Below are 23,251 nucleotides of genomic sequence, written 5' to 3' on the forward strand. Positions count from 1 at the left end.
CTTAGCGACCGCGAACGGCTTGTTCCAGCTCGGCAAAGCTTGGACGGTGGGCCGGGTACAGCACCTTGCGACCGAACTCGACCGCCAGCGATGGCGGCATGCCGGAAGCCGAAGCCACCAGCGAGGCCTTGATGGCTTCGTAGACGTTCAGCTCTTCCTTGGCATCGTGGGCCAGCGAGTGCGCCAGCGGGCCGAAGAAACCGTACGCCGCGAGAATACCGAAGAAGGTACCCACGAGTGCCGCACCGACGTGCAAGCCGATGGACTTCTGATCGCCTTCACCCAGGGATGCCATGGTCACCACGATACCGAGTACCGCCGCAACGATACCGAAACCGGGCATGGCATCGGCAATGCCGTTTACCGCGTGGGATGGGTGTTCGAGGTCTTCTTTGAGGCTGTACAACTCCATGTCGAACAGGCCTTCGAGTTCGTGCGGGGCCATGTTGCCGGACGACATGATGCGCAGGTAATCGCAGATGAACGCGGTCATGCGCTCATCTTTGAGCACTGCCGGGTACTTGGCGAAGATCGGGCTCGCAGCGGCATCTTCAATGTCGCCTTCGATGGCCATCATGCCTTCGCGGCGGCTTTTGTTGAGAATCTCGTAGATCAGGCCGAGCACTTCCAGATAGAAAGTGTGGCTGAAGCGCGAACTGAACATGCTCAGGGATTTCTTGAGCACGTGCATCGTCATGTAGCCGGGGTTGGCCTGGAGGAATGCGCCAAGGGCCGCACCGCCGATAATCATCACCTCGAAGGGCTGGATCAGGGCGGCAATCTTGCCGTGGGAGAGCACGTATCCGCCGAGCACGCTCGCGAATACGACGATGATGCCGATAATTTTAGCCATAGGTAGGAAAGTACTTACTGAGTCGGGTTCAAGGTCATATTCGGAAGTTAAAAAATCTCTTCTTCTACTTATCGGCAAAACTGCGCCAGACTATAGCCAGTTCAGGCGAAAAGCCAATTTAGCCCATGCCGGGCGCGTCTACAGTCAGTGAAGATCCCCTCCAGACATGGCTAATGAAACGAACGTCCCACACGCAAAACCGACTACGCTCGACGGCTGGGTCAAGCTGCTCGACAGCGTTCGACTGCCCGTACCGCAAGAGGCTCACGACAAGGTTTGCCGGGCGATTCGCGACAATCGCAGCTCGCTGCGCGACATCGCCGATCTGATGCAGGACAGCCCCGCACTGGCCTTGAGCATCATCCGTGAGGCCAATCGTCACACCCACGGCAATATGGCTTCGCCGGCGGAAAATCTTGAAGTGGCGATCAACCGTCTCGGCCTGGCGCGTACCGAAGAGTTGCTCGCGCGCTTGCCCGCCGAGCCACTGATGCAAATTCCCAAGGCCCTGCGCCAATTGCAGATGATCAGCCAGCACGCGACGCAACAGGCCAACGGTTTTTTCGCCAGCCGCCTGGCGCGGCTGTGGCAGGACATTCATTGGGGCAGCCTGCTGTTTCTGTCGCCGTTGTGGCCGCTGGCGCTGACCTATCCACAGTTGCTGGAAGAATGGGAACTGCGGGTTATCCACAAGGGCGAGTCGGCACGCACCGTCGAAAAGCAATTGTTTGGCGTGCGCCTGTTGAGAATCGCCGACGCGCTGGTCGAAGCCTGGCATCTGCCGATCTGGGTTCAGCAGGGCTACAAACTGCTCCTCAGCGAACAACGCGAATTGGTCAAAGTGCTGCGCATCGCTCGCGACAGCGAACATCCGTTGCGCCAGCAAAACCGCCTCGACGATGATCCGACATTGCGCCGCTGGCTCAATCAGCCGGCCAACACAGTGCTACTGGCCAATGGTCTGGCGCTGTCGGCGCAACAGGCCTGGGACAGTCCGCACAGCGAACGCTGGCAGTACCTGACCAGCCTTTACCTGCAAATTTCGATGGATGAAGTGCAGCAACAATTGCACCAGCAGGCCGCCAACAGCGCCCGTCATCATGCAATGCCAGACTTGTGGCACCCGGCGGTTTCGCTGTTGTGGCCGTGGGGCACCCGGCGCTTACCGGCCGGCATGTTGCCCGCCGCAGCGCCCAACGCCGAAGACCTGACGCAATGGCGCAAGCAGTGCGCCGAACTGCTGGCAGAACCGAGCCGCTTCACCAATGCCATGAGCCTGACCGTTGCGGCCCGCGATGCATTGGTTGCCAGCGGCATGCGTCGGGTGCTGATCCTGATGGCCGACCGCACGCAATCCAGTCTGCGCGTGCAACAAACGCATGGTTTGCCAAAAGAAGCCGCTGCGCTGACGTTCGCCGTCAGTCAAAGTACCGTGCTGCAACGCCTGCTCGCGCAACAAGCGCAGGTGCGCATCAACCAGGACAACAACGCACAGTTTTCCGCCCTGCTGCCTCCGAGCCTGCGCGCACTGTTTCGTGGCGAGCATCTGCTCTTGCGTTCATTGGTCAATAACGGCCGGGTGATCATGATCGTCGTCGCCGACCAGGGCGGCGGGCCGTTCGCCGATATCAGCGTGCAAGCCTTTGGCAAAACCGCGCAATGCATCGAAAAAGCCCTGCAAAGCTTTAGCAGCCGTGGCCGATGAGGCTGCGCTACAATCCTCCCCTTTGTGCTCTGGAGACCTCACATGTCTGACTTCTCTGGCTTGCCGCTCGTCATCGAACCGAGCGACTTGCTTCCTCGGCTTGAGGCCAGCAACCTGATTCTGGTGGACCTGACCAGTCCCGCCCGCTACACCGAAGGTCACCTTCCCGGTGCACGCTTTGTCGACCCGAAACGTACCCAGCTCGGCCAGCCGCCGGCGCCAGGTTTGCTGCCGGCCAAAGCCGATCTGGAAGCATTGTTCGGTGAGCTGGGCCATCGCAAGGACGCGGTCTACGTGGTGTATGACGACGAAGGCGGCGGCTGGGCCGGGCGCTTCATCTGGCTGCTCGACGTGATCGGTCACGACAAGTACCACTATATAGACGGTGGTTTGCCGGCATGGCTGGCAGATGGCATGCCGATGTCGATCCAGGTGCCACCAGCAGTGGGCGGCCCGGTCGCGCTGACCTTGCACGACGAGCCGACCGCAACCCGTGAATACCTGCAAAGCCGCCTCGGTGCTGCCGATCTGGCGATCTGGGACGCGCGCGGGCCGCTGGAATATTCTGGCGAGAAAGTGCTGGCCGCCAAGGCCGGGCACATCCCCGGTGCGGTTAATTTCGAATGGACCGCCGGCATGGACAAGGCCCGTCAGTTGCGCATTCGTACGGACATGCCACAGATCCTCGAAGACCTCGGGATCAGCAAGGACAAAGAAATCATTACCCATTGCCAGACCCATCACCGGTCGGGCTTCACTTATCTGGTGGCCAAGTCCCTCGGGTATCCGCGGGTCAAGGGCTACGCCGGTTCCTGGGGCGAATGGGGCAACCACCCTGACACGCCTGTCGAGATTTAAGGTTTTTAAGGACAACTAATGAAAGAGCGTCTGTTTATCCTCAGCCAGTACCTGCTGCCTCATCACCTGCTGTCGCGCCTCGCCGGCTGCATTGCCGAGTGCCGCGTGCGCTGGTTCAAGAATGCCTTCACCCAGTGGTTCGCCAAGCGTTACCAGGTGGACATGTCGCAAGCGCTGGTCGAAGACCTGACCGCTTACGAGCACTTCAACGCCTTCTTCACCCGCGCTCTGAAAGACGGCGCGCGCCCACTGGACGAAACCCCGGGCGCGATCCTCAGCCCGGCCGACGGTGCGGTCAGCCAGCTCGGCCCGATCGAGCACGGTCGCGTATTCCAGGCCAAGGGCCACAGCTTCAGCGTGCTGGAATTGCTCGGCGGTGATGCCGCCAACGCGGCGCCGTTCATGGGCGGCGATTTTGCCACCATCTATCTGTCGCCGAAGGACTACCACCGCGTGCACATGCCGTTGGCCGGCACTTTGCGCGAGATGGTTTACATCCCGGGCCGGATCTTCTCGGTCAACCAGACCACCGCCGAAAACGTGCCGGAGCTGTTTGCCCGCAACGAGCGCGTAGCGTGCATTTTCGACACCGAGCGCGGGCCGATGGCCGTTGTACTGGTGGGCGCGATGATCGTCGCTTCGATCGAAACCGTCTGGGCCGGTCTGGTCACGCCGCCGAAGCGTGAACTGAAAACCTTCCGTTACGACGAAGCCGCGCGTGCGCCGATCCATCTGGAAAAAGGCGCCGAGCTGGGCCGCTTCAAGCTGGGTTCGACTGCCGTCGTGCTGTTCGGCCCGGATCAGGTGAAATGGGCTGAAGAACTGGTAGCCGGCTCTCCAGTACAGATGGGCCAAGGCCTGGCAGTGCCAAAAGCCTGATTCTAGAAACACACAATCCCTGTAGGAGCTGCCGCAGGCTGCGATCTTTTGATCTTGGTTTTTAAAATCAACATCAAAAGATCGCAGCCTTCGGCAGCTCCTACACGTTGTTATGTGTGCATCGTCAATGACGAAGCGTTGAGGCAGAACACCAGTTCGCTTATTTGCTGCTATGGTTTTTGGCATGAGCCAGGCCATTTCCCCACCGCAGCTACGCGCACCGACCCCGAGTCAGCCACGCCTGTCGTTTTGCGAAGCCAGCCCGCGCGACCTCAAGCGCTGGATCGCCGACTTGCCCAAGGCCAACATCGGCGAAACCGCCCGCCTGCTGTATCAAGGCCTCGGCGAACTCAACCAACTGCTCACCCCCAGCGACAACCGTCTGCAGTTGCTCGAATTGCTGCGCCCCGAGGTTTACTTCGTCTGCCAGCATCTGGAGCGACACTTTCTTCATCAGGCGATCATGCTCGACGAGCGCTCTCGCAAGATCAGCAATCTCTGTCAGGCGCTGCAAAGTCATCTGGCCATCGGCTACAAACAGATCGTCCTGCGCATTGCGCCGAAGTACGCCAAGGATCGCGCAGCGCTGCTCAGCACCGCACTGCAACGCGCAACGCACGCGTCGAAAGGCCAACTGGTCCGCGCGACTCAACTCTATAGCCCGCCACCGGAACACCTGTGGTTTGAGCTGCATCAGCTGTATCGCACAGCGTGTGAGTTGCAACTGCAACAGCGTCGAGTGCATGACGATCTGGCCAGCCTGACCACCGAATTGAGCCTGGAGCAGACCTACATCGCCGCCCTGCTGCTGGGCAGCGCCCGCTGCAATCAACTGCGCCAGAACCAGATCGCGCGATTGGCAGAAGTGCTCGAACCATGGAGCGCTCTGCTCAAGCTGCATCCCGCCCGCCCGGACGACGGTCTGTTTGCGGTCAGCGCGCAAATCGACGCCGGGCCGCGTTATCGCAACATGTTTCGCAGTGAGCAACAGGCCGGATTGCTCGGCTTCGATCCACAGCCGCTGGTAAACGCCATCGAAGCGCATTTGCTGCACCAGGACACGTCGACACCCTTGCCGATCCCGACCGGGCTCAGCTTCGACACCTTGCAACACCTGCATGCCGCATGGGGCCAGGCCGCCGAGCGCAGTTTTCAGCGCACCGTCGGTCAGGGCAATCTGACCGTGTGCGTGGGCATGAGCGCCCTGCACTTCTACCTCGGCGGCGAGCGTAGCTTCAGCGATATGCTCAAACACCCCGGCGCCCGCGCGGCGAATTTCAGCCACGCCGTGGCAAAAGGTGAGAAGGACAGCTGGAGCCAGGCTTTCGACGCGGCGCCGCAGAATAACGAGCAGTTTTTGCCCTACGAAGAAATCCAGTACGACCACCTCGTCGAAGACGAAAGCAGCGCCGATGCGGCGCCGCACTACCCGACTTACGCATTGCCCGTGATCAATCACAGTCCCGGCGGTTACTGCCTGGGCTGGCCGAAAGAAGTGCCTGCCGAATTGCAGGCCGGAGAAATGCTCGGCATTCAGGACAGCGTCAGTCTGGGCTGGAGCATCGCGGTGATTCGCTGGATTCGTCAGGTGCGCGGCGGCGGTACGCAAATGGGCATTGAACTGGTGGCGCCACATGCGCAGCCCTGCGGCTTGCAACTGGTGCGTTCACGCGACGATCACAGCCAGTATTTGCGCGGATTATTGTTGCCGGAGATCAGCGCGATCGACGTGCCCGCAACGCTGCTGGCGCCACGCTTACCGTTTCAGGAAGGCAATAAAGTGCTGATCAACACTCAGGGCGAAGAACACCGCGCCGGCCTTGATCGACGGGTGGCGAGTACGCACAGTTTCAATCAGTTTGCTTATCGCTCGCTGGAGGCCGCGCAGAATGGCGCGAGCGAGGAGGATTTTGATTCGTTGTGGAAATCGCTTTAAAGCAAAAGATCGCAGCCTGCGGCAGCTCCTACAGGAAACCTATGTAGGAGCTGCCGAAGGCTGCGATCTTTTGCTCTTTATTTACAACTGCCCGTCGCGATCACGAAAGCCCAGCAGATACAGCACGCCATCCAGACCCAACGTCGAAATCGCCTGCTTCGCCGATTGCTTGACCAGCGGCTTGGCACGGAACGCCACGCCCAACCCGGCAATCGCCAGCATCGGCAAATCGTTCGCGCCATCGCCCACGGCAATGGTCTGCTCCAGACGCAAACCTTCTTTGTGCGCCAGCTCTTTCAACAGATCCGCCTTGCGCTGCGCATCGACAATCGGCTCGATCGCCACGCCCGTGCACTTGCCATCCACCACTTCCAGTTCGTTGGCGAACACGTAGTCGATGCCGAGCTTGGCCTGCAACTGTTTGGCGAAATAGGTGAAGCCGCCAGACAGGATCGCGGTCTTGTAGCCCAGACGCTTGAGTTCGGCGAACAGCGTTTCGGCGCCTTCGGTCAGACGCAGCGAAGCACCGATCGAGTCCAGTACGCTGACATCCAGACCTTTGAGCAAGGCCAGACGCTCTTTGAAACTGGCACGAAAATCCAGTTCGCCGGCCATTGCCCGCTCGGTGATCTCGGAAACCTGATCACCCACGCCGGCAGCCTTGGCCAGCTCATCGATGACTTCGGCTTCGATCAGCGTCGAATCCATGTCGAACACCGCCAGGCGACGGTTACGACGGAACAGCGAATCTTCCTGGAAGGCGATATCGACATTCAGTTCCTGCGCGACACTGAGGAATTCGGCGCGCAGCGCCTGCGGATCAGCCGCTTCGCCACGCACGGAAAATTCGATGCAACCTTTGCCTTTATCGGCCGGAGTGTCCAGCGGCATACGACCCGACAGACGGTCGATATGATCGATATTCAAGCCATATTTAGCGGTGATCGAACTGACGGCCTGCAATTGGCCGGCAGTCACTTTGCGGGTCAGCAGGGTGACGATGTGGCGTTTCTTGCCCTGATTGCCCACCCATTGCTGGTAGTCCTCTTCGGACACCGGGGTGAAGCGCACCTGCTGGTCAAGCTCGTAGCCCTTGAACAGGATGTCCTTGAGCACGGATTTACCTTGCTCGGAGTCAGGAATTTCAACCAGGATGCCGAACGACAGGGTGTCGTGGATCACCGCCTGACCGATATCGAGAATGTTCACACCACCTTGTGCCAGAACACCGGTAATGGCTGCCGTCAGACCCGGACGGTCGACTCCCGTGATGTTAATCAGGACGATTTCGCGCAACGCGCACCCCCGCAACTGGAAAAAAACCGCATTCTACCCACTTTCAGTGACCATCGGGCACCGCGAGCGCTTTGCCGGTCTAGGGCCTGTCGCTATACTGCGCGTCAACTTCACGGACAAAAGAGCCGAGCTCAGTGAACCGGCCCACGCCAGTTAAAACCGATAACTTCTTCCTGCTGATCTTCCGTGCACTGCGCCACCGCCGTGTACCGATTGCATTGCGCATTGCCAGCCATAACGTGATCCTGGTCGCTCTGGCCCTGGTGATCTATGCCGGCGTGATGGGTTTACAATTCAAGCAGGCCATGCACCAGCAGGCCGATGCGCTGGGCGAAAGCCTGACCACGCAGACCGCGACCTCTGCCACCGAGCTGTTGGTGTCCAACGACATCCTCAGCCTCAACGTGCTGCTCAACAACCTGACCAAGAACAAACTGGTCGCCCACGCGGCGATCTACAGCGTGGATAACCGCATCCTCGCCGAGTCCGGTCAGCGGCCCAAGCACAGCCTGCTGGGCGAAGCCGAAGGCATGTACGAGAGCAAGATCACTTTCCAGGACGTGACCGCCGGGCAACTGCGCATCAGCCTGGACATGGATCAGTTCCAGCAGCCAATGACCATCAGCCTGCAAAGCATGGGCATTCTCAGCGGGATTCTGCTGGCGCTGTCGCTGGCCTTGAGCCTGCGCATGGGCCGCTATCTGTCGACGCCGCTGCTGCAATTGCGCGTCTGGCTGCGCAACATCGACGAATACACGCCGGGCACTGATCGCCAGGACGAGATCGGCGATCTGGCGCGCCAGTTGCACGCCAACTACGCCCCGGAGCCCGCGCCTAAACCTGAGCCGGAACCCGAGTTCGAAGAAGAAGAAGAGGACGACGAGCCGGAGTTCGAAGTGCGTAACCTGCGCGACCCGAGCTTCGACGAAACCCGCCCCCTGGCCGCCCAAAAGCCGGCGCCGCGCCACGTGGTCAGCACCGTTGAAGACGATGAAGACGACGACGCCTTCGCCGATCTGCGCGACGAATCCCTTGATACCGCGCCCCAGCCGGTAATCCGCAAGGCCACGCCAAGCGTGCCGCAACACAGCGCTGTGCTGGCGGTGCAATTGGGCTCGCAGGAGCAACTGCGTCGTCTGCCGCGTGCGCGTCTGGAAGAGTTGCTGGAGCGCTATCGCGATTGCCTCGATCAAGCGGCGTCGCTGTATCAGGGCGAAATCGAAACCCTGAACGACGGCAGCACGCTGATGCTGTTCCACACCGAAGACAGCGGCGACGATTACCTGACCAACGCGATTTGCTGCGGCGAGTTGCTGCGGGCGCTGGGTCATCAGTTGCAGATCGAGGTCGCAGACAGCGGCATCACCCTGCAATTGCAACTGGGCCTGACCCTCGGTGACGAGTTGTTCGGTTTGAGCCAGATCGATCTTTTGCTGACCGATTCGGCCCAGGACGCGTTGGCCTTGTCGCAACATAGCCGCAATCTGTTGCTGGTTGAGCGCAAGATCAGTGACGATGCGCTGATCCGCCAGCGTGCGCGGATCCGCCCGATTGCCAGTCCTGAGGGGGCTTGCTGTGTCGAGCGGTTGATGGAGCCTTATCCGTCGATGCTGGAACGGCAGCTCGCGCGGATGCATGAACGCCGGGCGTAGCCTCAAGCCCGATGTGAAAAAGCCCGCAGACAAGCGATTGTCTGCGGGCTTTTTTGTAGGTGACTGAAGAGCCCCTCACCCTAGCCCTCTCCCAGAAGGAGAGGGGACCGATTGGGGGATATTCTGGAGCTACACCGACTTGAACGTCTTGCTTTGAATCCATAATCGCCAAGATCTTTCAGGTCGATGTAGAGCGCAAGACACCTCGGTAAGTCCCCTCTCCCTCCGGGAGAGGGTTAGGGTGAGGGGCTTTTGATCTTGCCTACCAAACCCCAGACACAACAAAGCCCGCACAAGGCGGGCTTTGTCTTGAATCGATCCAGACTTAGAAGCGGAACACTTCCATGTCCGTACGAATCGGCGAGGCCATCGGGATCTTCGGCTGCTTCTCGGCTTCCGCCGCCGGCGCTGCTGGCTTCGGTGCCGATTTACGCGGCGCTTCAGCCACTGGTGGCTGGTTGGCCAAGGGTTTCAGCGCCACCGACAATTGCTCGGCCAGACGCTGCAACAGAATCCCCTGCGCCTGTACCTGCGACGCCGTGCTGCCGGCGTGCAACTCTTGCAAATGAACAATGCGGTTATCGCGCACCTGACCACGACGGTCGATCAAGCGCCACTGCGCATCGAGAATAGCCGGCTGCTTCTCACCAGAGTCCAGACGGGTGATGGTCAGCAAAACCTGCACATCCGGGGTAAATCCGCTGGTGGCCGGTGCCAGCACTACACGTTGGCTGTCGAGGTGACCAGCAACCTGACGCATCAACAACTGATCGATATCCGACGAAAGGCTCCCTGCCCAACGACCATCGGTCGCTGCTTGCAGGCTGCCGTCCGGTTGACGTTGCAGCAAAGTCTCACGTTGCAGGTAATCAGCCACGACTACCGGGCCCAACAAAACTGCCATGCCCGCGCTTTGCGCAGGCTGAACCGGACTTCCGCTGTCCAGTTGATACAGCGACACCGGCTGGTGAACACTGCAACCCGCCAGGCCAAGAACGCCGGCGAGCAACAAAATAAGTGGAAGGCGCAGCGCAGTCATCATCCCGTCCAGGTGGCCGCCACAAGGCTGACCACAGTGAAAATACTCAATAAATATGAAGAACGCTCGGCCACGCCGGCGCTTGGAAAGGCCATATCATCCGTGAATATGCGTTCCGACTCCAGCGCCAAAGCGTCGATCTACGCGTTAAATCGTAGATCGAACGCTCTAGGGCGCCTAATTGAGGTTTTCGACGAGCAGCGCATCTACCCGCTGGAAGCCCCGTGGGAGTTTATTCCCGCGACGTCCACGCTCACCTTTGTAGTGTTCGAGGTCGTCGGCTTTCAGCGACAAGGTACGTTTTCCGGCCTGCAACACCAAGGTGGCGCCTTCCGGAATGACGGCGATGTCCGTGACATATTCTTCGCGACTGGCCACACGTTCACCGGGAATACCGATGATCTTGTTGCCTTTGCCCTTACCTAATTGTGGCAGATCGCTGATTTTGAAGATCAGCAGGCGACCTTCGGTCGTCACCGAGGCCAGCCAGTTGTGCTCACGATCGGCCACTGCTCGCGGCGCGATCACCTTGGCGTTGTTCGGCAGGCTCAACAGGGCTTTACCGGCCTTGTTCTTGGCTTGCAGGTCTTCGCCTTTGACGACAAAACCGTAACCGGCGTCGGAAGCGATTACGTACAACGCTTCGTCTTCCGGCATCAGCACGCATTCGAACGTCGCGCCCGGTGGCGGGGTCAGACGACCGGTCAACGGTTCGCCCTGGCCACGCGCCGACGGCAGCGTATGCGCAGCAACCGAATAACTGCGGCCGGTGGAGTCAATCACCACGGCAGACTGGTTGGAGCGCCCCGCCGTCGAGGTCTTGAAGCCGTCGCCAGCCTTGTACGACAGGCCGGTGGCGTCGATCTCGTGACCTTTGGCCGAACGGATCCAGCCCTTTTCCGACAGCACGACGGTGACTTTCTCGTTCGGCAGCAGATCGTGTTCGGTCAACGCTTTGGCTTCGCTGCGCTCGACGATTGGCGAGCGGCGGTCGTCGCCATAGGTTTCGGCATCCTTGATCAGCTCGGTGCGCACCAGCTTCTTCAGCTTGGCTTCGCTGCCCAGCAAAGCTTGCAGTTTGGCTTGTTCCTTGAGCAGTTCGTCCTGCTCATCGCGCAGCTTCATCTCTTCCAGTCGCGCCAACTGACGCAAACGGGTGTCGAGGATGTAGTCGGCCTGGATTTCGCTGAGGGCGAAACGCTCGATCAGCTTGGCTTTCGGGTGTTCCTCGGTACGGATGATGTGGATCACTTCATCCAGGTTGAGGTAAGCGATCAACAAACCGTCCAACAGGTGCAGGCGACGTTCTACCTTGTCGAGACGAAATTGCAGGCGGCGACGCACGGTCTGCACGCGGAATTCCAGCCACTCGACCAGCAGCGCGCGCAAATTCTTCAGCTGCGGCTTGCCGTCCAGACCGATGATGTTGACGTTGACCCGGTAGGTCGACTCCAGCTCGGTGCTGGCGAACAGGTGCTGCATCAGCGCATCGTGATCCACGCGGCTGTTGACCGGAATGATGACGATGCGGCACGGGTTTTCGTGGTCGGATTCGTCGCGCAGGTCAGCGATCTGCGGAGCTTTCGACGGTTTCGCCTGCATCAGCGCGGCGATCTGCTCCAGCACTTTCGCACCGGAGACCTGGTGCGGCAGCGCGGTGACAATGATGTCGCCGTCCTCGACGTGGTAAACGGCGCGCATGCGCACCGAGCCCTTGCCGGTTTCGTACATTTTCAGCAGGTCGGCGCGCGGCGTGATGATTTCCGCTTCGGTCGGATAGTCCGGGCCCTGAATGTGTTCGCAGAGCTGTTCAACCGTGGCTTTCGGCTCATCGAGCAGACGCACACAAGCAGTGGCGACTTCGCGCAGGTTGTGCGGCGGCACGTCGGTGGCCATGCCCACGGCGATGCCGGTGGTGCCGTTGAGCAGAATGTTCGGCAGACGCGCCGGCAGCACCAGCGGCTCCTGCAGGGTGCCGTCGAAGTTCGGGCCCCAGTCGGCAGTGCCCTGGCCAAGCTCGCTGAGCAGTACTTCGGAATAACGCGACAGACGCGCTTCGGTGTATCGCATGGCGGCGAAAGACTTCGGATCGTCCGGCGCACCCCAGTTGCCCTGGCCGTCGACCAGCGTGTAGCGATAGCTGAACGGCTGAGCCATCAACACCATCGCTTCGTAGCACGCCGAGTCACCGTGCGGGTGGAATTTACCGAGCACGTCACCGACCGTACGCGCCGATTTCTTGTGCTTGGAATCAGCGTCCAGCCCCAGCTCGCTCATCGCATAAATGATGCGACGCTGTACCGGTTTCAGACCGTCGCCGATATGCGGCAGTGCACGGTCCATGATCACGTACATGGAGTAGTTGAGGTAGGCACTTTCGGTGAAGTCAGCCAGCGACCGGCGTTCTACACCGTCCAGGCTGAGATCAAGGGGATTGCTCATGCAGGCCTCATCGGTTCGTTGTCTGGCGCAGCAACATGGTGCCACCGCGCTGAGTAAATTCAAGTTTGTTCAGGGCGCTCATGCCGAGCAGCACCTGATCGCCATGCAGCCCCGGCGCCACCAGTGCGCGAACATCCCGCAGCACAATGTCGCCCAGTTGCAGGCGGTCGATTTTGCTCCGATAGCCCTGGCTCAGGCCGTTGGCCGTGCTCAGGGTCACACCGAAACCCTCTTCCAGCTTCAAGCGTTTGGCCAGATCCGCCGGGATCGCCACGTCAGTGGCGCCGGTGTCGAGCATGAACTCGACCGGCTCACCGTTGATCTGACCGCTGGCGACAAAATGCCCTTGAGCGTTGCCGGCCAGTTTCACTTCGATAAAACCTTCACCCTGCTCCGAACTGACCACCACGTTCGGATTCTGCTGGCGCTGCTCCCACTGGCCGAAAAACCGCGTGGCCAGAAACAACGCCGCGCACCATGCCAGAATCATCAGCACCCGCCCGGCGCGTTTGCCCGCAGGTTGCTGGCTCACGGCTTGGCGCTCCAACCGCCATCCGGCGCGGCGAAGCGCCAGATGATCGGGCGTTTTTCGCCGTCGGCGCGGACGCCTTCATTGTTGTCGATACCGATCCACGCGCCCTGCGCATCCACCACCAATGCTTCTGCCAGACCGTAGGCCTGTGAGTATTGGCGCTGCGGTTGCAAGGCATCTTCAGCATACGACCAGCAATGTTCGACTTTAGCCGTGACTGCATCGCGGCGGCAGATCTGGAAGGCGTTGCGCTCCAGCGTGAACAGTTTGCCGCTGAACAGTGACAGGTCGGCGAAATCACGGGTCACGGCGCGCGCCTTGGGAAACTGCGACGGCTGCATTTCGACCCCGGCTTCGCTGAGCAGCACACAAGCACCGTCACAATCCCAGACCGTTTGCTGGCGCTTGATCTTCAGCAGGCCGCGACGCTCGCGCTCGGCCGCCAGCCATAACTGATCGCCCGCCGGGTTGATCGCCAAACCTTCGAACAGCGCATTGAAGTGCAGCAACATGCCACTGGCACGGGCTTCTTTCACCAGCATCGGCGAGATTTTCAGCCATGACGCCGGGCCTTGTGGCGGCACTTGCAAAACGGCCGCATGAGCTTCGCTGACAATGAAGCGATTGCCGGCGTTGTCGCAGGTGATGCCTTCGAAGTCCAGATCGCCACCGCGAACAAATGATGCCGCCCAGGTGCGCGAACTCAAGCCCCACGGCAAGCCGCTGTCGGGCACTGGCGGGACGTCGATGTGCACGGTTTCGGCCTGCCAGACCTGGTCGCGGGTGTCGAGACGGTAGATCTGATCGTCATCGCGATCCGACACCGTCCACAACTCGTTACCGCACAGCGCCAGGCCCGAAAGATTGCCGCCGCGCATGCCGTCGACCGGATGCTCGGCAAGCAGGCGCAACTCCTGTAACGGCTCGGCCGATACTGTCATCGCACTCAGCAGCAACGCACCCGCCAAGGCCCAGCCAAACTGCATCAGGTCAGCACCTCGGCGAGGTTGCCTTTGGATTCGAGCCAGGTCTTGCGGTCACCGGCGCGTTTCTTCGCCAGCAGCATGTCCATCATTTCCGCGGTTTCGGCAAAGTCTTCGCCCAGCGTCAATTGCACCAGACGCCGAGTGTTCGGGTCCATGGTGGTTTCACGCAGCTGCGGCGGGTTCATTTCACCCAGACCTTTGAATCGGGTGACCTGCGGTTTGCCGCGTTTCTTCTCGGCGACCAGACGGTCGAGAATGCCGTCGCGCTCGGCTTCGTCGAGGGCGTAGTAGATCTCTTTGCCCAAGTCGATGCGGTACAGCGGTGGCATCGCCACGTAGACGTGACCGGCATCCACCAGCGGGCGGAAATGCTGGACGAACAGCGCGCACAACAAGGTCGCAATGTGCAGACCGTCGGAGTCGGCGTCGGCGAGGATGCAGATCTTGCCGTAACGCAGCTGGCTCATGTCCGCCGCACCCGGATCGACACCGATGGCCACGGCAATGTTGTGCACTTCCTGACTGGCGAGCACTTCGCTGCCATCGACTTCCCAGGTGTTGAGGATCTTGCCGCGCAACGGCAGGATCGCCTGGAATTCCTTGTCCCGCGCTTGTTTGGCGGAACCGCCGGCGGAATCACCTTCGACCAGGAACAGTTCGGAACGCATCGGATCTTGCCCGGCGCAATCCGCCAGTTTGCCCGGCAATGCCGGACCTGCGGTGACGCGTTTGCGCTCGACTTTCTTGCTCGCCTTGAGGCGACGGCCGGCGTTGTTGATCGCCAGTTCGGCCAGGGCCAGACCGGTTTCCGGGTTGGCGTTGAGCCACAGGCTGAAGGCGTCTTTAACCACACCGGAGACGAATGCCGCCGCTTCACGGGACGACAGTCGTTCTTTGGTCTGGCCGGAGAATTGCGGCTCCTGCATTTTCATCGACAGGACGAACGCAATGCGCTCCCAGACGTCTTCCGGCGCCAGCTTCACGCCGCGCGGCAGCAGGCTGCGGAACTCGCAGAACTCGCGCATCGCATCGAGCAAACCCTGACGCAAACCGTTGACGTGGGTACCGCCCTGCGCCGTCGGGATCAGGTTGACGTAGCTTTCCTGTACCGCGTCGCCACCTTCCGGCAGCCACAGCAGTGCCCAGTCGACCGCTTCTTTATTACCGGCGAAGGCGCCGCAAAACGGCTCGTTCGGCAAACGTTCGAATTCGCTGACGGCGTCGACCAGATACGAGCGCAGGCCGTCTTCGTAATGCCACTCGACTTTCTCGCCGGTGCCTTTGTCTTCGAAGCTGACCAGCAGCCCCGGGCACAGCACAGCCTTGGCCTTGAGTACGTGCTTGAGGCGGCTGATGGAGAATTTTGGTGAATCGAAATATTTCGGATCCGGCGCGAAGTACACGCTGGTGCCGGTGTTGCGCTTGCCGACGGTGCCGACGATTTCCAGCTCGGAGGCTTTGTAGCCATCGGCGAAAGTCATCTGGTATTCGTTGCCGTCACGCTTCACACGTACGCGCACTTCGGTCGACAAGGCGTTGACCACGGAGATACCGACGCCGTGCAGACCGCCGGAGAACTGGTAGTTCTTGTTGGAAAACTTGCCGCCGGCATGGAGTTTGGTGAGGATCAGTTCGACGCCCGACACGCCCTCTTCCGGGTGGATGTCGACCGGCATGCCACGGCCGTCGTCGCTGACTTCCAGCGAGTGGTCAGCGTGCAGGATGACCTGCACCGATTTGGCGTGACCGGCCAGGGCTTCGTCGACGCTGTTGTCGATGACTTCCTGGGCGAGGTGGTTCGGCCGACTGGTGTCGGTGTACATGCCGGGGCGTTTGCGCACCGGGTCGAGGCCCGAGAGGACTTCGATGGCGTCGGCGTTATAAGAGCTAGCGCTGGGAGTGGCCATAGGGTCTCGTCGTCAGTCATTCATGAAATAGGGGCAAGACTTCACAGTGCGGTGAAATCGATTGCCTTATACAAATCGGCGCCAATGCCGGCAAAACTCAGCAACGCCGGCAACTGCCCGACGAAACCCTGAAAACTGTGGTCGCCGCCGGCCTGAATGCGCAAGGCACAGGCCCGGTAATACTGCTGGGCGAGGCGATAATCCAGTGTTTCATCGCCGGTCTGCAACCAGACCTGATAGCGCTGGGCATCCTGAGGCGCCGGCACTTCCAGTTCGGCCAGGGCCGTGACGTGGTCGTGGGTCAATTCCCAGGTTTCATCGGTATACAGGTTTTTCTGCGTGCCCAGATAGCCGTCGAACATCCGGTGCGGGCTGACCGCCGGGTTGACCAGCAGGGCTTTCAGGCCATGGCGTTCGGCAAGGTGAGTCGCATAGTAGCCGCCGAGTGAACTTCCCACCAGCAATGGGCTGCCCAGCTCGGCGATTGCCTGCTCCAGCTGACCGATGGCTTCGCGCGGATGGTGATGCAGCGCCGGCACCCGCAATTGCTCGCTCAAACCCAGCCGCTCCATCACCGCGACCAGCTGACAGGCCTTTTTGGAGGCCGGGGCGCTGTTGAAACCGTGGATATAGAGGATCGAACCGGACATTTGAGCTCCCTGAGTGTCGGCCAAAGATAGCGGAGTTTACAGGGAGTCAGGGCAGGATGGGCCATCCAAATGATGCCCGCCTGCATCCTGTAGGAGCTGCCGAAGGCTGCGATCTTTTGATTCTGTTTTTAAAATCAAAAGATCGCAGCCTGCGGCAGCTCCTACAGGGATTATCAATAGCCGTTGGAGCCGTAGTCGACGGTGAAGGCGAAATTGATGACGCGTTCGACGCCAGTTTCCAGCCGCCCATCCGGCAACAACCTTAACCACCGATACCCCGGTGCCTGCTCTCCCACTTTGAAGTCCTCACTGCCCGGCTCGAACTGAATGCACGTCGAAGGCGAAGCCATCAGGCGCACGCCATTGCGCTCGCGATCAATCTCTTGATGCACATGTCCCCACAGCACCGCGCGGGCCTGTGGAAAACGATCCAGCACCTCGAAAAACGCTTCAGGATTGCGCAAGCCGATCGGCTCCATCCATGCGCAGCCGATCGACACCGGATGATGATGGAAGCACACCAGATGATGACGCTCCGGCGCTTCGCTCAGCGAACGGGCCAACAGTTGCAGTTGATCGTCCTGCAAATACCCCGGCACCGAACCCGGCACCGCCGAATCCAGTAGCGTCACCCGCCAGCTGCCGATATCGACCACCGGTTCGAGCAGCGCGCTCTGCACGGCGGCCTCGGCCATGATCATCGGTTCGTCGTGATTGCCGGGAATCCAGCGCGCCGGGGCGTCAATCTGCGCGCTCATCTGGCGAAACTGCTGATACGACTCCAGCGTGCCGTCCTGGGAAATATCCCCGGTAGCCAGAATCAGATCGATCTGCGGTTGTTGCCCCAGCACCAGCTCAATGACCTTTTGCAGGCTCTCGCGGGTATTCATGCCCAGCAGCGTACCGTCCGCTTCAGCGAACAGATGGCTGTCGGACAACTGCACCAGCAGCGCCGCATCGGCGGTGGTCAACGTGGATACGCTCGGCAAGGCGTCCTCCCAAGGCAAAAGCACGGAATCGATCGAGTGCCGCAATTATGCTGGGGGATCAGTCAAAGAGGAAACCGCCGAACCGGACGCAGTTCACAACTAGCGTACGACTTCGTACTCATGCCCCAATGCCAGGCAATGACTCAGCCATTCCCCCAGGAACAGATTGAGCTGGGCCTTTTCATCTGGCTGATGCATGGCCGCGTTCGGATAAGGATAGATGCCGCGAAAGCGTCGTGCATGTTCGGCGCTGACCACTTCGGCCATGCGTGCGTCGTGATAGACCTGCACTTCCAGTTGCGGCACCGGCAGCCACGGCAGGCTGTGCTCCTGACGCACTTGCAACGTCGTGGTGTACGGACAGGTTTGCAGCACTTCGAGGGCCAGCACGCCGAGCATCTGCTCGCCCTGGGTCACGGCGATGCGCCGCGCCTCCGGGTCGTTGCGCATGTCCGGGACCAGTCGCATCAGGCGCGCGTAGTTGGCCTCGCAGGCGGCTTGCAGCCCCGCGAGGTCGACTCGATAACGATCGCGCAACTTGTTTACGACCATAACCCCCTCACTTCGGCGCGGTTCAGCGCCAGCCACTGCAAAGCGATGATGCTCGCCGCGTTGGCAATGCGTCCGTCGCGGACGGCCTGCAAGGCATCTTCAAAAGCCCAGACCGTGACGCGGATATCTTCTGCCTCTTCTTCCAGGCCATGCAGACCGCCAACGCCCTCGGTGCTGCAACGCCCCAGATACAAATGCACGAACTCGTTGCTGCCGCCCGGCGACGGGAAGTATTTGGTCATCGGCCAGAGGGCCTTGATGTCCAGTCCAGCTTCCTCCTGCGCCTCGCGGTGAGCAACTTCTTCCGGTTGTTCATCCTTGTCGATCAGACCAGCGACCAGTTCGACCAGCCACGGGTTGTCGGTCTTGCCCATGGCGCCAACGCGAAACTGCTCGATCAGCACCACTTCGTCGCGCTGTGGATCGTAGGGCAGCATGCACACGGCATCGTGACGGACAAACACTTCACGGTTGATCTCGCGGCTCATGCCACCGGCGAACAATTCATGGCGCAGGTGCAAACGGTCGAGCTTGTAGAAGCCCTCGTAGCAGCGTTCGCGCCGTACGACGTCGACGGTGGTCGGAATAGCATTGGCAAAATCAGTCATGAGCATCCTCTTTACTGCACATCCATTACGAAGTTGCCGTGTGTGAATGGCAACCTCGACTTCGCGCCATCCTAACGCGCCCGAACGGTTTGATGCAGCCCCTTTACCGTCAGCGGGATGGACGGTGGCGGCGAAACGCACTCTAATTAGCTTAGTGGCGAACTGACTGCTTCGTTGAGAGTCGAAGCGGTAACTTTTTGCCTTCCCTTGCTTTCGAAAGGACGCCCATGTCGCTTTTCAAAATTGCCTCCGTGGCCGCCATTGCCCTGACTCTGGGCGCGTGCGCAAGCCTGTTCCAACCCAACTACCGCACGCCGCTGGAAACTACCCGCGATGCGTCGGAACAACTGAAACCGGGCTGTTCAAATCCGGATTGCCCGCTGGTCAACATCGACACCCTGCGCTTCCCGGCAGAACCTGCGCTGGACGGCATCATCGAAAAACGTCTGCTGCAAATGACCCGCACCGAGAAAAACGCCCCGGTAGCGCCAACCCTGGCGGCTTATCGCGATCAGTTTCTGGCCAGCGCCGGCCCGCGCAACAGCAGCTACCTGCAAGCGAAAGTACGCGAGCAGCATGACGGCTTGGTGATCATCGAGTTGTCGAGCTACCTCGACACCGGTGGCGCGCATGGTACCCCGGGGCGCGGCTTCATCAACTATTCGCGCCAGCAGCACAAGGTACTGAACCTGTCCGACATGCTGATGCCGGGTCAGGAAGACGCTTTCTGGAAAGCGGCGCAGGTTGCGCACAACAGCTGGTTGATCAGCACCAAGCTCGATCAGGAAGCGGAGTTCGTGAAGAACTGGCCGTTCGTGAAAACCCCGAACGTGGCGCTGACCTATGGCGGCGTGGTCCTCAAGTACGACGTGACCACCATTGCGCCTTACGCGCTGGGCCACGTCGAACTGAAGATTCCTTATCCGCGTCTGAACGGCATTCTCAAGCCCGAGCTGTTTCCTGGCCGTAACTGAAGGCCCGGCCCAGCACTAGCTGCAACAGCCCTGCCAGCACCAGCGCCGGCAGGGTTGCGCCGACATCCGGATACAGATTCGCCAGCAAATGGTAGGTGCTGACGCCACCCAGCCACGCCAACAACGCCGGCCAGCGCAATGCGGCTGAAGCGACCTGAGCGCTGCGCTTGCGCAGGATGAAGTGATCCACCAGCACCACGCCAAACAGCGGCGCAAACACCGAACCAATCAACAACAGGAAATTCTGGTACTGCGCCAACGGCGCCAGCAGGGCGATCAGCGTGCAGATCACGCCGATGGCCAAGGCCAGATGCTCGACTTTCAGGCGCAACAGAATCCCGCTGGAGACCGCTGCCGAGTGAATGTCGGCGAAGGCGTTTTCCGACTCATCGAGCAGAATCAGCAACAGCGGAATGCCCAGCCCGGCACCGGCCAGTGCCAGCAACAGTGCGTTGACTTCACCGCTCGGCGCGAACGCCAAGGTGTAGGCAACGCCGAGGCTCATCAGCCAGAAATTACCGATGAAGAAACCGACGGCCGTGCCACCGAAGACATTCTTCGCGCGCTTGCCGAAACGCGAGTAGTCGGCGATCAGCGGCAGCCACGACAGCGGCATCGCGATGGCAATGTCGAAGCCCACGGCGAAGGGCATCGAACCGTCACCGGCGCGCGACCAGAGATCGGCCAGATCGGCTTTGGCAAACAGGTTCCAGGTCAGCCAGAGGCACGCGGCGAGCAGCAGCCAGATGCCCCATTTGCGCAGGATCTGCCGGACGAAAGTCAGCGGCCCGCTAACCGCAAGCAAGGTCGCCAGCGCGCCGAAAAACAGTGTCCACAACACCGGGTTCGACCACAGCGAACCTTCGCTGAACGCGCGGGTACCGAGCAGGCTGGCCGCATCGCGCATGACGATGATTTCGAACGAGCCCCAACCGATCAGTTGCAGCAGGTTGAGCAGCGCCGGCAGGCTCGCGCCTTTGCTGCCGAGGCTGAGTTTCAGCGCGGCCATCGACGACAGGCCGGTGTCGCTGCCGATCACGCCGACAGCGGCCAGCAGCAGCACGCCGACCAGCGTGCCGAGGAAAATCGCCAGCAACGAACCGGACAGGCCCAGACCCGGCGCGAGCAATGCGCCGGTCTGCAAGACCATCAGGCCGATGCCGAGGGAGAACCACAGGGAAAACAGATCGCGACCGCCGAATACACGCTTGTCGGCGGGCACGGCGAGGTCAGGGGAATAAGTGCTGGGTTGAATGCTCAAGGGTGTTATCTCAGAGGGACATTTGTTGTTGTGTTGTGATCGTTCCCACGCTCTGCGTGGGAATGCCTCTAGGCACGCTCCGCGTCCAGTGACGCGGAGCGTCACGGGCTGCATTCCCACGCGGAGCGTGGGAACGATCAGTACGGGATCAAACTTTTTTGTACAGCTGACTGCCTTCCTTCTTGAACCGCTCGGCCTGTTCCGCCAGGCCTTGGGCGATGTCCACGTCGACCGCTTCGATCCGCTGGTTGGCCGCGTATTCGCGGACTTCCTGCGTGATCTTCATCGAGCAGAATTTCGGCCCGCACATCGAACAGAAGTGCGCGACCTTAGCCGAATCCTTCGGCAGAGTTTCATCGTGATACGAACGCGCGGTGTCCGGATCAAGTCCCAGGTTGAACTGGTCTTCCCAGCGGAATTCAAAGCGCGCCTTGCTCAAGGCGTTGTCGCGAATCTGCGCACCCGGATGCCCTTTGGCCAAGTCCGCCGCATGCGCGGCGATCTTGTAGGTGATGATCCCGGTCTTCACGTCATCCTTGTTCGGCAGGCCCAAGTGTTCCTTCGGCGTCACGTAGCAGAGCATCGCGCAACCGAACCAGCCGATCATCGCCGCACCGATACCCGAGGTGATGTGGTCGTAACCCGGTGCGATGTCAGTGGTCAGCGGGCCGAGGGTGTAGAACGGCGCCTCGTCGCAGCACTCCAGCTGCTTGTCCATGTTCTCTTTGATCAACTGCATCGGCACGTGGCCCGGGCCTTCGATCATGGTTTGCACGTCGTGCTTCCAGGCGATCTTGGTCAGTTCACCGAGGGTTTCCAGCTCACCGAACTGGGCAGCGTCGTTGGCGTCGGCAATCGACCCCGGACGCAAGCCATCACCCAGCGAGAAGCTGACGTCATAGGCTTTCATGATTTCGCAGATTTCTTCGAAATGCGTGTAGGCGAAGTTTTCCTTGTGATGCGCCAGGCACCACTTGGCCATGATCGAACCGCCACGCGAAACGATACCGGTCACGCGTTTGGCGGTCAGCGGCACGTAGCGCAGCAACACGCCGGCGTGAATGGTGAAGTAGTCGACGCCCTGCTCGGCCTGCTCGATCAGCGTGTCGCGGAACAGCTCCCAGGTCAGGTCTTCGGCCGCGCCGCCGACTTTTTCCAGCGCCTGATAGATCGGCACCGTGCCGATCGGCACCGGCGAGTTGCGGATGATCCACTCGCGGGTTTCGTGAATGTGCTTGCCGGTGGACAAGTCCATGATGTTGTCCGCGCCCCAGCGAATGCCCCAGGTCAGTTTCGCCACTTCTTCTTCGATGGACGAACCCAGCGCGCTGTTGCCGATGTTGCCGTTGATCTTCACCAGGAAGTTACGGCCGATGATCATCGGTTCCAGTTCGGTGTGGTTGATGTTGGCCGGAATGATTGCGCGGCCACGGGCGATCTCTTCACGGACGAATTCAGGGGTGATGATTTTCGGCACGCTGGCGCCGAAGCTGTGACCCGGGTGTTGCTGATCCAGCAAGCCGGCGGCGCGGGCCACTTCGAGCTTCATGTTTTCGCGGATGGCAACGAATTCCATCTCGGGCGTGATGATGCCCTGACGCGCGTAGTGCATCTGCGTGACATTGCCACCGGCCTTGGCGCGGCGCGGATTGTTGACGTGGGCAAAGCGCAGTTTGGTCAGTTCAGGGTCGGCGAGGCGCTCGCGACCGAAGTTGGAACTCAGGCCCGTCAGACGCTCGGTGTCGCCACGGTCGTCGATCCACGCCGAACGCACATCGGCCAGGCCTTTGCGCACATCGATAATCACGTTCGGATCGGTGTACGGGCCGGAGGTGTCGTAAACGGTGACCGGCGCGTTGATTTCGCCGCCGAAGTCGGTCGGGGTCACGTCGAGGGTGATTTCGCGCATCGGCACGCGGATGTCCGGGCGCGAGCCCTGAACGTAGACTTTTTGCGAACGGGTGAACGGCTTGACCGATTGCTCGTCGACCTTGGCCGAGTCACTCAGGTTGATCGCGTTTTTTGATTTTGTAGTAGTCATCACGGGCTCTCCAGACAGCATCCAGGCAGTGGATTGTCGGAGCAGAACCTGAAAGGCACGGACGCACCAGGACTGGTGCTGTGCATCGTCG

Annotated in this window: 19 protein-coding genes; 6 read left to right on the forward strand and 13 right to left on the reverse strand. The window is 60.5% G+C overall.

What is annotated here, in order from left to right; translation table 11 throughout:
• Nucleotide 1 precedes the first annotated feature (1 nt).
• The gene (gene motA, locus ACIPZE_RS23065; RefSeq protein WP_007952169.1) at nt 2-853 is read right to left on the reverse strand and encodes a flagellar motor stator protein MotA; all 852 of its coding nucleotides are present in this window, start codon (nt 851-853) and stop codon (nt 2-4) included.
• A 166-nt stretch (nt 854-1,019) separates the two neighbouring features.
• Here motA and ACIPZE_RS23070 point away from each other — a divergent pair, with 166 nt between their 5' ends.
• The 4 genes from ACIPZE_RS23070 (at nt 1,020) to ACIPZE_RS23085 (ending at nt 6,231) form a co-directional block, all read left to right on the forward strand.
• Nucleotides 1,020-2,558, forward strand: coding sequence for an HDOD domain-containing protein (locus tag ACIPZE_RS23070; protein WP_283437913.1), 1,539 nt, complete (start codon nt 1,020-1,022; stop codon nt 2,556-2,558).
• A gap of 42 nt (nt 2,559-2,600) precedes the next feature.
• Complete coding sequence (gene rhdA, locus ACIPZE_RS23075; RefSeq protein ID WP_129388259.1) at nt 2,601-3,416, forward strand: thiosulfate sulfurtransferase; 816 nt, start codon at nt 2,601-2,603, stop codon at nt 3,414-3,416.
• A gap of 18 nt (nt 3,417-3,434) precedes the next feature.
• A complete protein-coding gene (gene asd / locus ACIPZE_RS23080) occupies nt 3,435-4,295 on the forward strand; it encodes an archaetidylserine decarboxylase (protein WP_283437915.1) in 861 nt (286 codons plus the stop codon).
• 184 nt (nt 4,296-4,479) lie between these two features.
• Entirely contained in the window at nt 4,480-6,231 is a 1,752-nt protein-coding gene (locus ACIPZE_RS23085) for a molecular chaperone (protein WP_400775496.1), read from the forward strand.
• Between the two features lie 81 nt (nt 6,232-6,312).
• Here ACIPZE_RS23085 and serB read toward each other — a convergent pair whose 3' ends face one another.
• Nucleotides 6,313-7,527 carry a phosphoserine phosphatase SerB gene (gene serB / locus ACIPZE_RS23090; protein WP_129388249.1) on the reverse strand — a complete coding sequence of 405 codons (1,215 nt, stop codon included), beginning with the start codon at nt 7,525-7,527 and terminating at the stop codon, nt 6,313-6,315.
• Between the two features lie 134 nt (nt 7,528-7,661).
• Here serB and ACIPZE_RS23095 point away from each other — a divergent pair, with 134 nt between their 5' ends.
• Nucleotides 7,662-9,179, forward strand: coding sequence for an AhpA/YtjB family protein (locus ACIPZE_RS23095; protein ID WP_400775499.1), 1,518 nt, complete (start codon nt 7,662-7,664; stop codon nt 9,177-9,179).
• A 325-nt stretch (nt 9,180-9,504) separates the two neighbouring features.
• On the opposite strand, the gene ACIPZE_RS23100 is transcribed toward ACIPZE_RS23095, so the two are convergent.
• The 9 genes from ACIPZE_RS23100 to ACIPZE_RS23140 all read right to left on the reverse strand — a co-directional run bounded on the left by ACIPZE_RS23100 (nt 9,505) and on the right by ACIPZE_RS23140 (nt 18,884).
• Complete coding sequence (locus ACIPZE_RS23100; RefSeq protein WP_129388243.1) at nt 9,505-10,218, reverse strand: membrane integrity-associated transporter subunit PqiC; 714 nt, start codon at nt 10,216-10,218, stop codon at nt 9,505-9,507.
• Nucleotides 10,219-10,395: 177 nt separating this feature from the next.
• Entirely contained in the window at nt 10,396-12,660 is a 2,265-nt protein-coding gene (gene parC / locus ACIPZE_RS23105; RefSeq protein WP_400775502.1) for a DNA topoisomerase IV subunit A, read from the reverse strand.
• A gap of 7 nt (nt 12,661-12,667) precedes the next feature.
• Nucleotides 12,668-13,192, reverse strand: a complete 525-nt coding sequence (locus tag ACIPZE_RS23110; protein ID WP_400775505.1) for a TIGR02281 family clan AA aspartic protease — start codon at nt 13,190-13,192, stop codon at nt 12,668-12,670.
• The gene (locus ACIPZE_RS23115) at nt 13,189-14,178 is read right to left on the reverse strand and encodes an esterase-like activity of phytase family protein (protein ID WP_129388233.1); all 990 of its coding nucleotides are present in this window, start codon (nt 14,176-14,178) and stop codon (nt 13,189-13,191) included. Before ACIPZE_RS23115 ends, ACIPZE_RS23110 begins: the two co-directional genes overlap by 4 nt.
• On the reverse strand, nt 14,178-16,085 hold the full coding sequence (parE, locus tag ACIPZE_RS23120; RefSeq protein WP_129388230.1) for a DNA topoisomerase IV subunit B: 1,908 nt from the start codon (nt 16,083-16,085) through the stop codon (nt 14,178-14,180). Before parE ends, ACIPZE_RS23115 begins: the two co-directional genes overlap by 1 nt.
• Before the next feature lie 41 nt (nt 16,086-16,126).
• Nucleotides 16,127-16,735 (reverse strand): YqiA/YcfP family alpha/beta fold hydrolase, encoded by a 609-nt coding sequence (locus ACIPZE_RS23125; protein WP_283437919.1) that lies wholly within the window; start codon nt 16,733-16,735, stop codon nt 16,127-16,129.
• A 173-nt stretch (nt 16,736-16,908) separates the two neighbouring features.
• Complete coding sequence (cpdA, locus tag ACIPZE_RS23130) at nt 16,909-17,724, reverse strand: 3',5'-cyclic-AMP phosphodiesterase (RefSeq protein ID WP_283437920.1); 816 nt, start codon at nt 17,722-17,724, stop codon at nt 16,909-16,911.
• 99 nt (nt 17,725-17,823) lie between these two features.
• Nucleotides 17,824-18,276, reverse strand: a complete 453-nt coding sequence (locus ACIPZE_RS23135; RefSeq protein WP_053116744.1) for a DUF1249 domain-containing protein — start codon at nt 18,274-18,276, stop codon at nt 17,824-17,826.
• Nucleotides 18,267-18,884 (reverse strand): NUDIX domain-containing protein, encoded by a 618-nt coding sequence (locus ACIPZE_RS23140; RefSeq protein ID WP_093430152.1) that lies wholly within the window; start codon nt 18,882-18,884, stop codon nt 18,267-18,269. Before ACIPZE_RS23140 ends, ACIPZE_RS23135 begins: the two co-directional genes overlap by 10 nt.
• A 227-nt stretch (nt 18,885-19,111) precedes the next feature.
• Between ACIPZE_RS23140 and ACIPZE_RS23145 the strand changes: the two genes are divergently transcribed.
• A complete protein-coding gene (locus tag ACIPZE_RS23145) occupies nt 19,112-19,858 on the forward strand; it encodes an RsiV family protein (protein ID WP_283437921.1) in 747 nt (248 codons plus the stop codon).
• Here ACIPZE_RS23145 and cytX read toward each other — a convergent pair.
• Together cytX and thiC are read right to left on the reverse strand one after the other, a co-directional pair.
• Nucleotides 19,827-21,119, reverse strand: a complete 1,293-nt coding sequence (cytX, locus tag ACIPZE_RS23150; RefSeq protein WP_283437922.1) for a putative hydroxymethylpyrimidine transporter CytX — start codon at nt 21,117-21,119, stop codon at nt 19,827-19,829. The genes ACIPZE_RS23145 and cytX overlap by 32 nt on opposite strands.
• 148 nt (nt 21,120-21,267) lie before the next feature.
• Complete coding sequence (thiC, locus tag ACIPZE_RS23155) at nt 21,268-23,160, reverse strand: phosphomethylpyrimidine synthase ThiC (protein ID WP_129388215.1); 1,893 nt, start codon at nt 23,158-23,160, stop codon at nt 21,268-21,270.
• Nucleotides 23,161-23,251: the final 91 nt, after the last annotated feature.

It is taken from the genome of Pseudomonas sp. NPDC089741, from assembly GCF_044748825.1.
Taxonomy (GTDB): Bacteria; Pseudomonadota; Gammaproteobacteria; order Pseudomonadales; family Pseudomonadaceae; genus Aquipseudomonas; species Aquipseudomonas helmanticensis.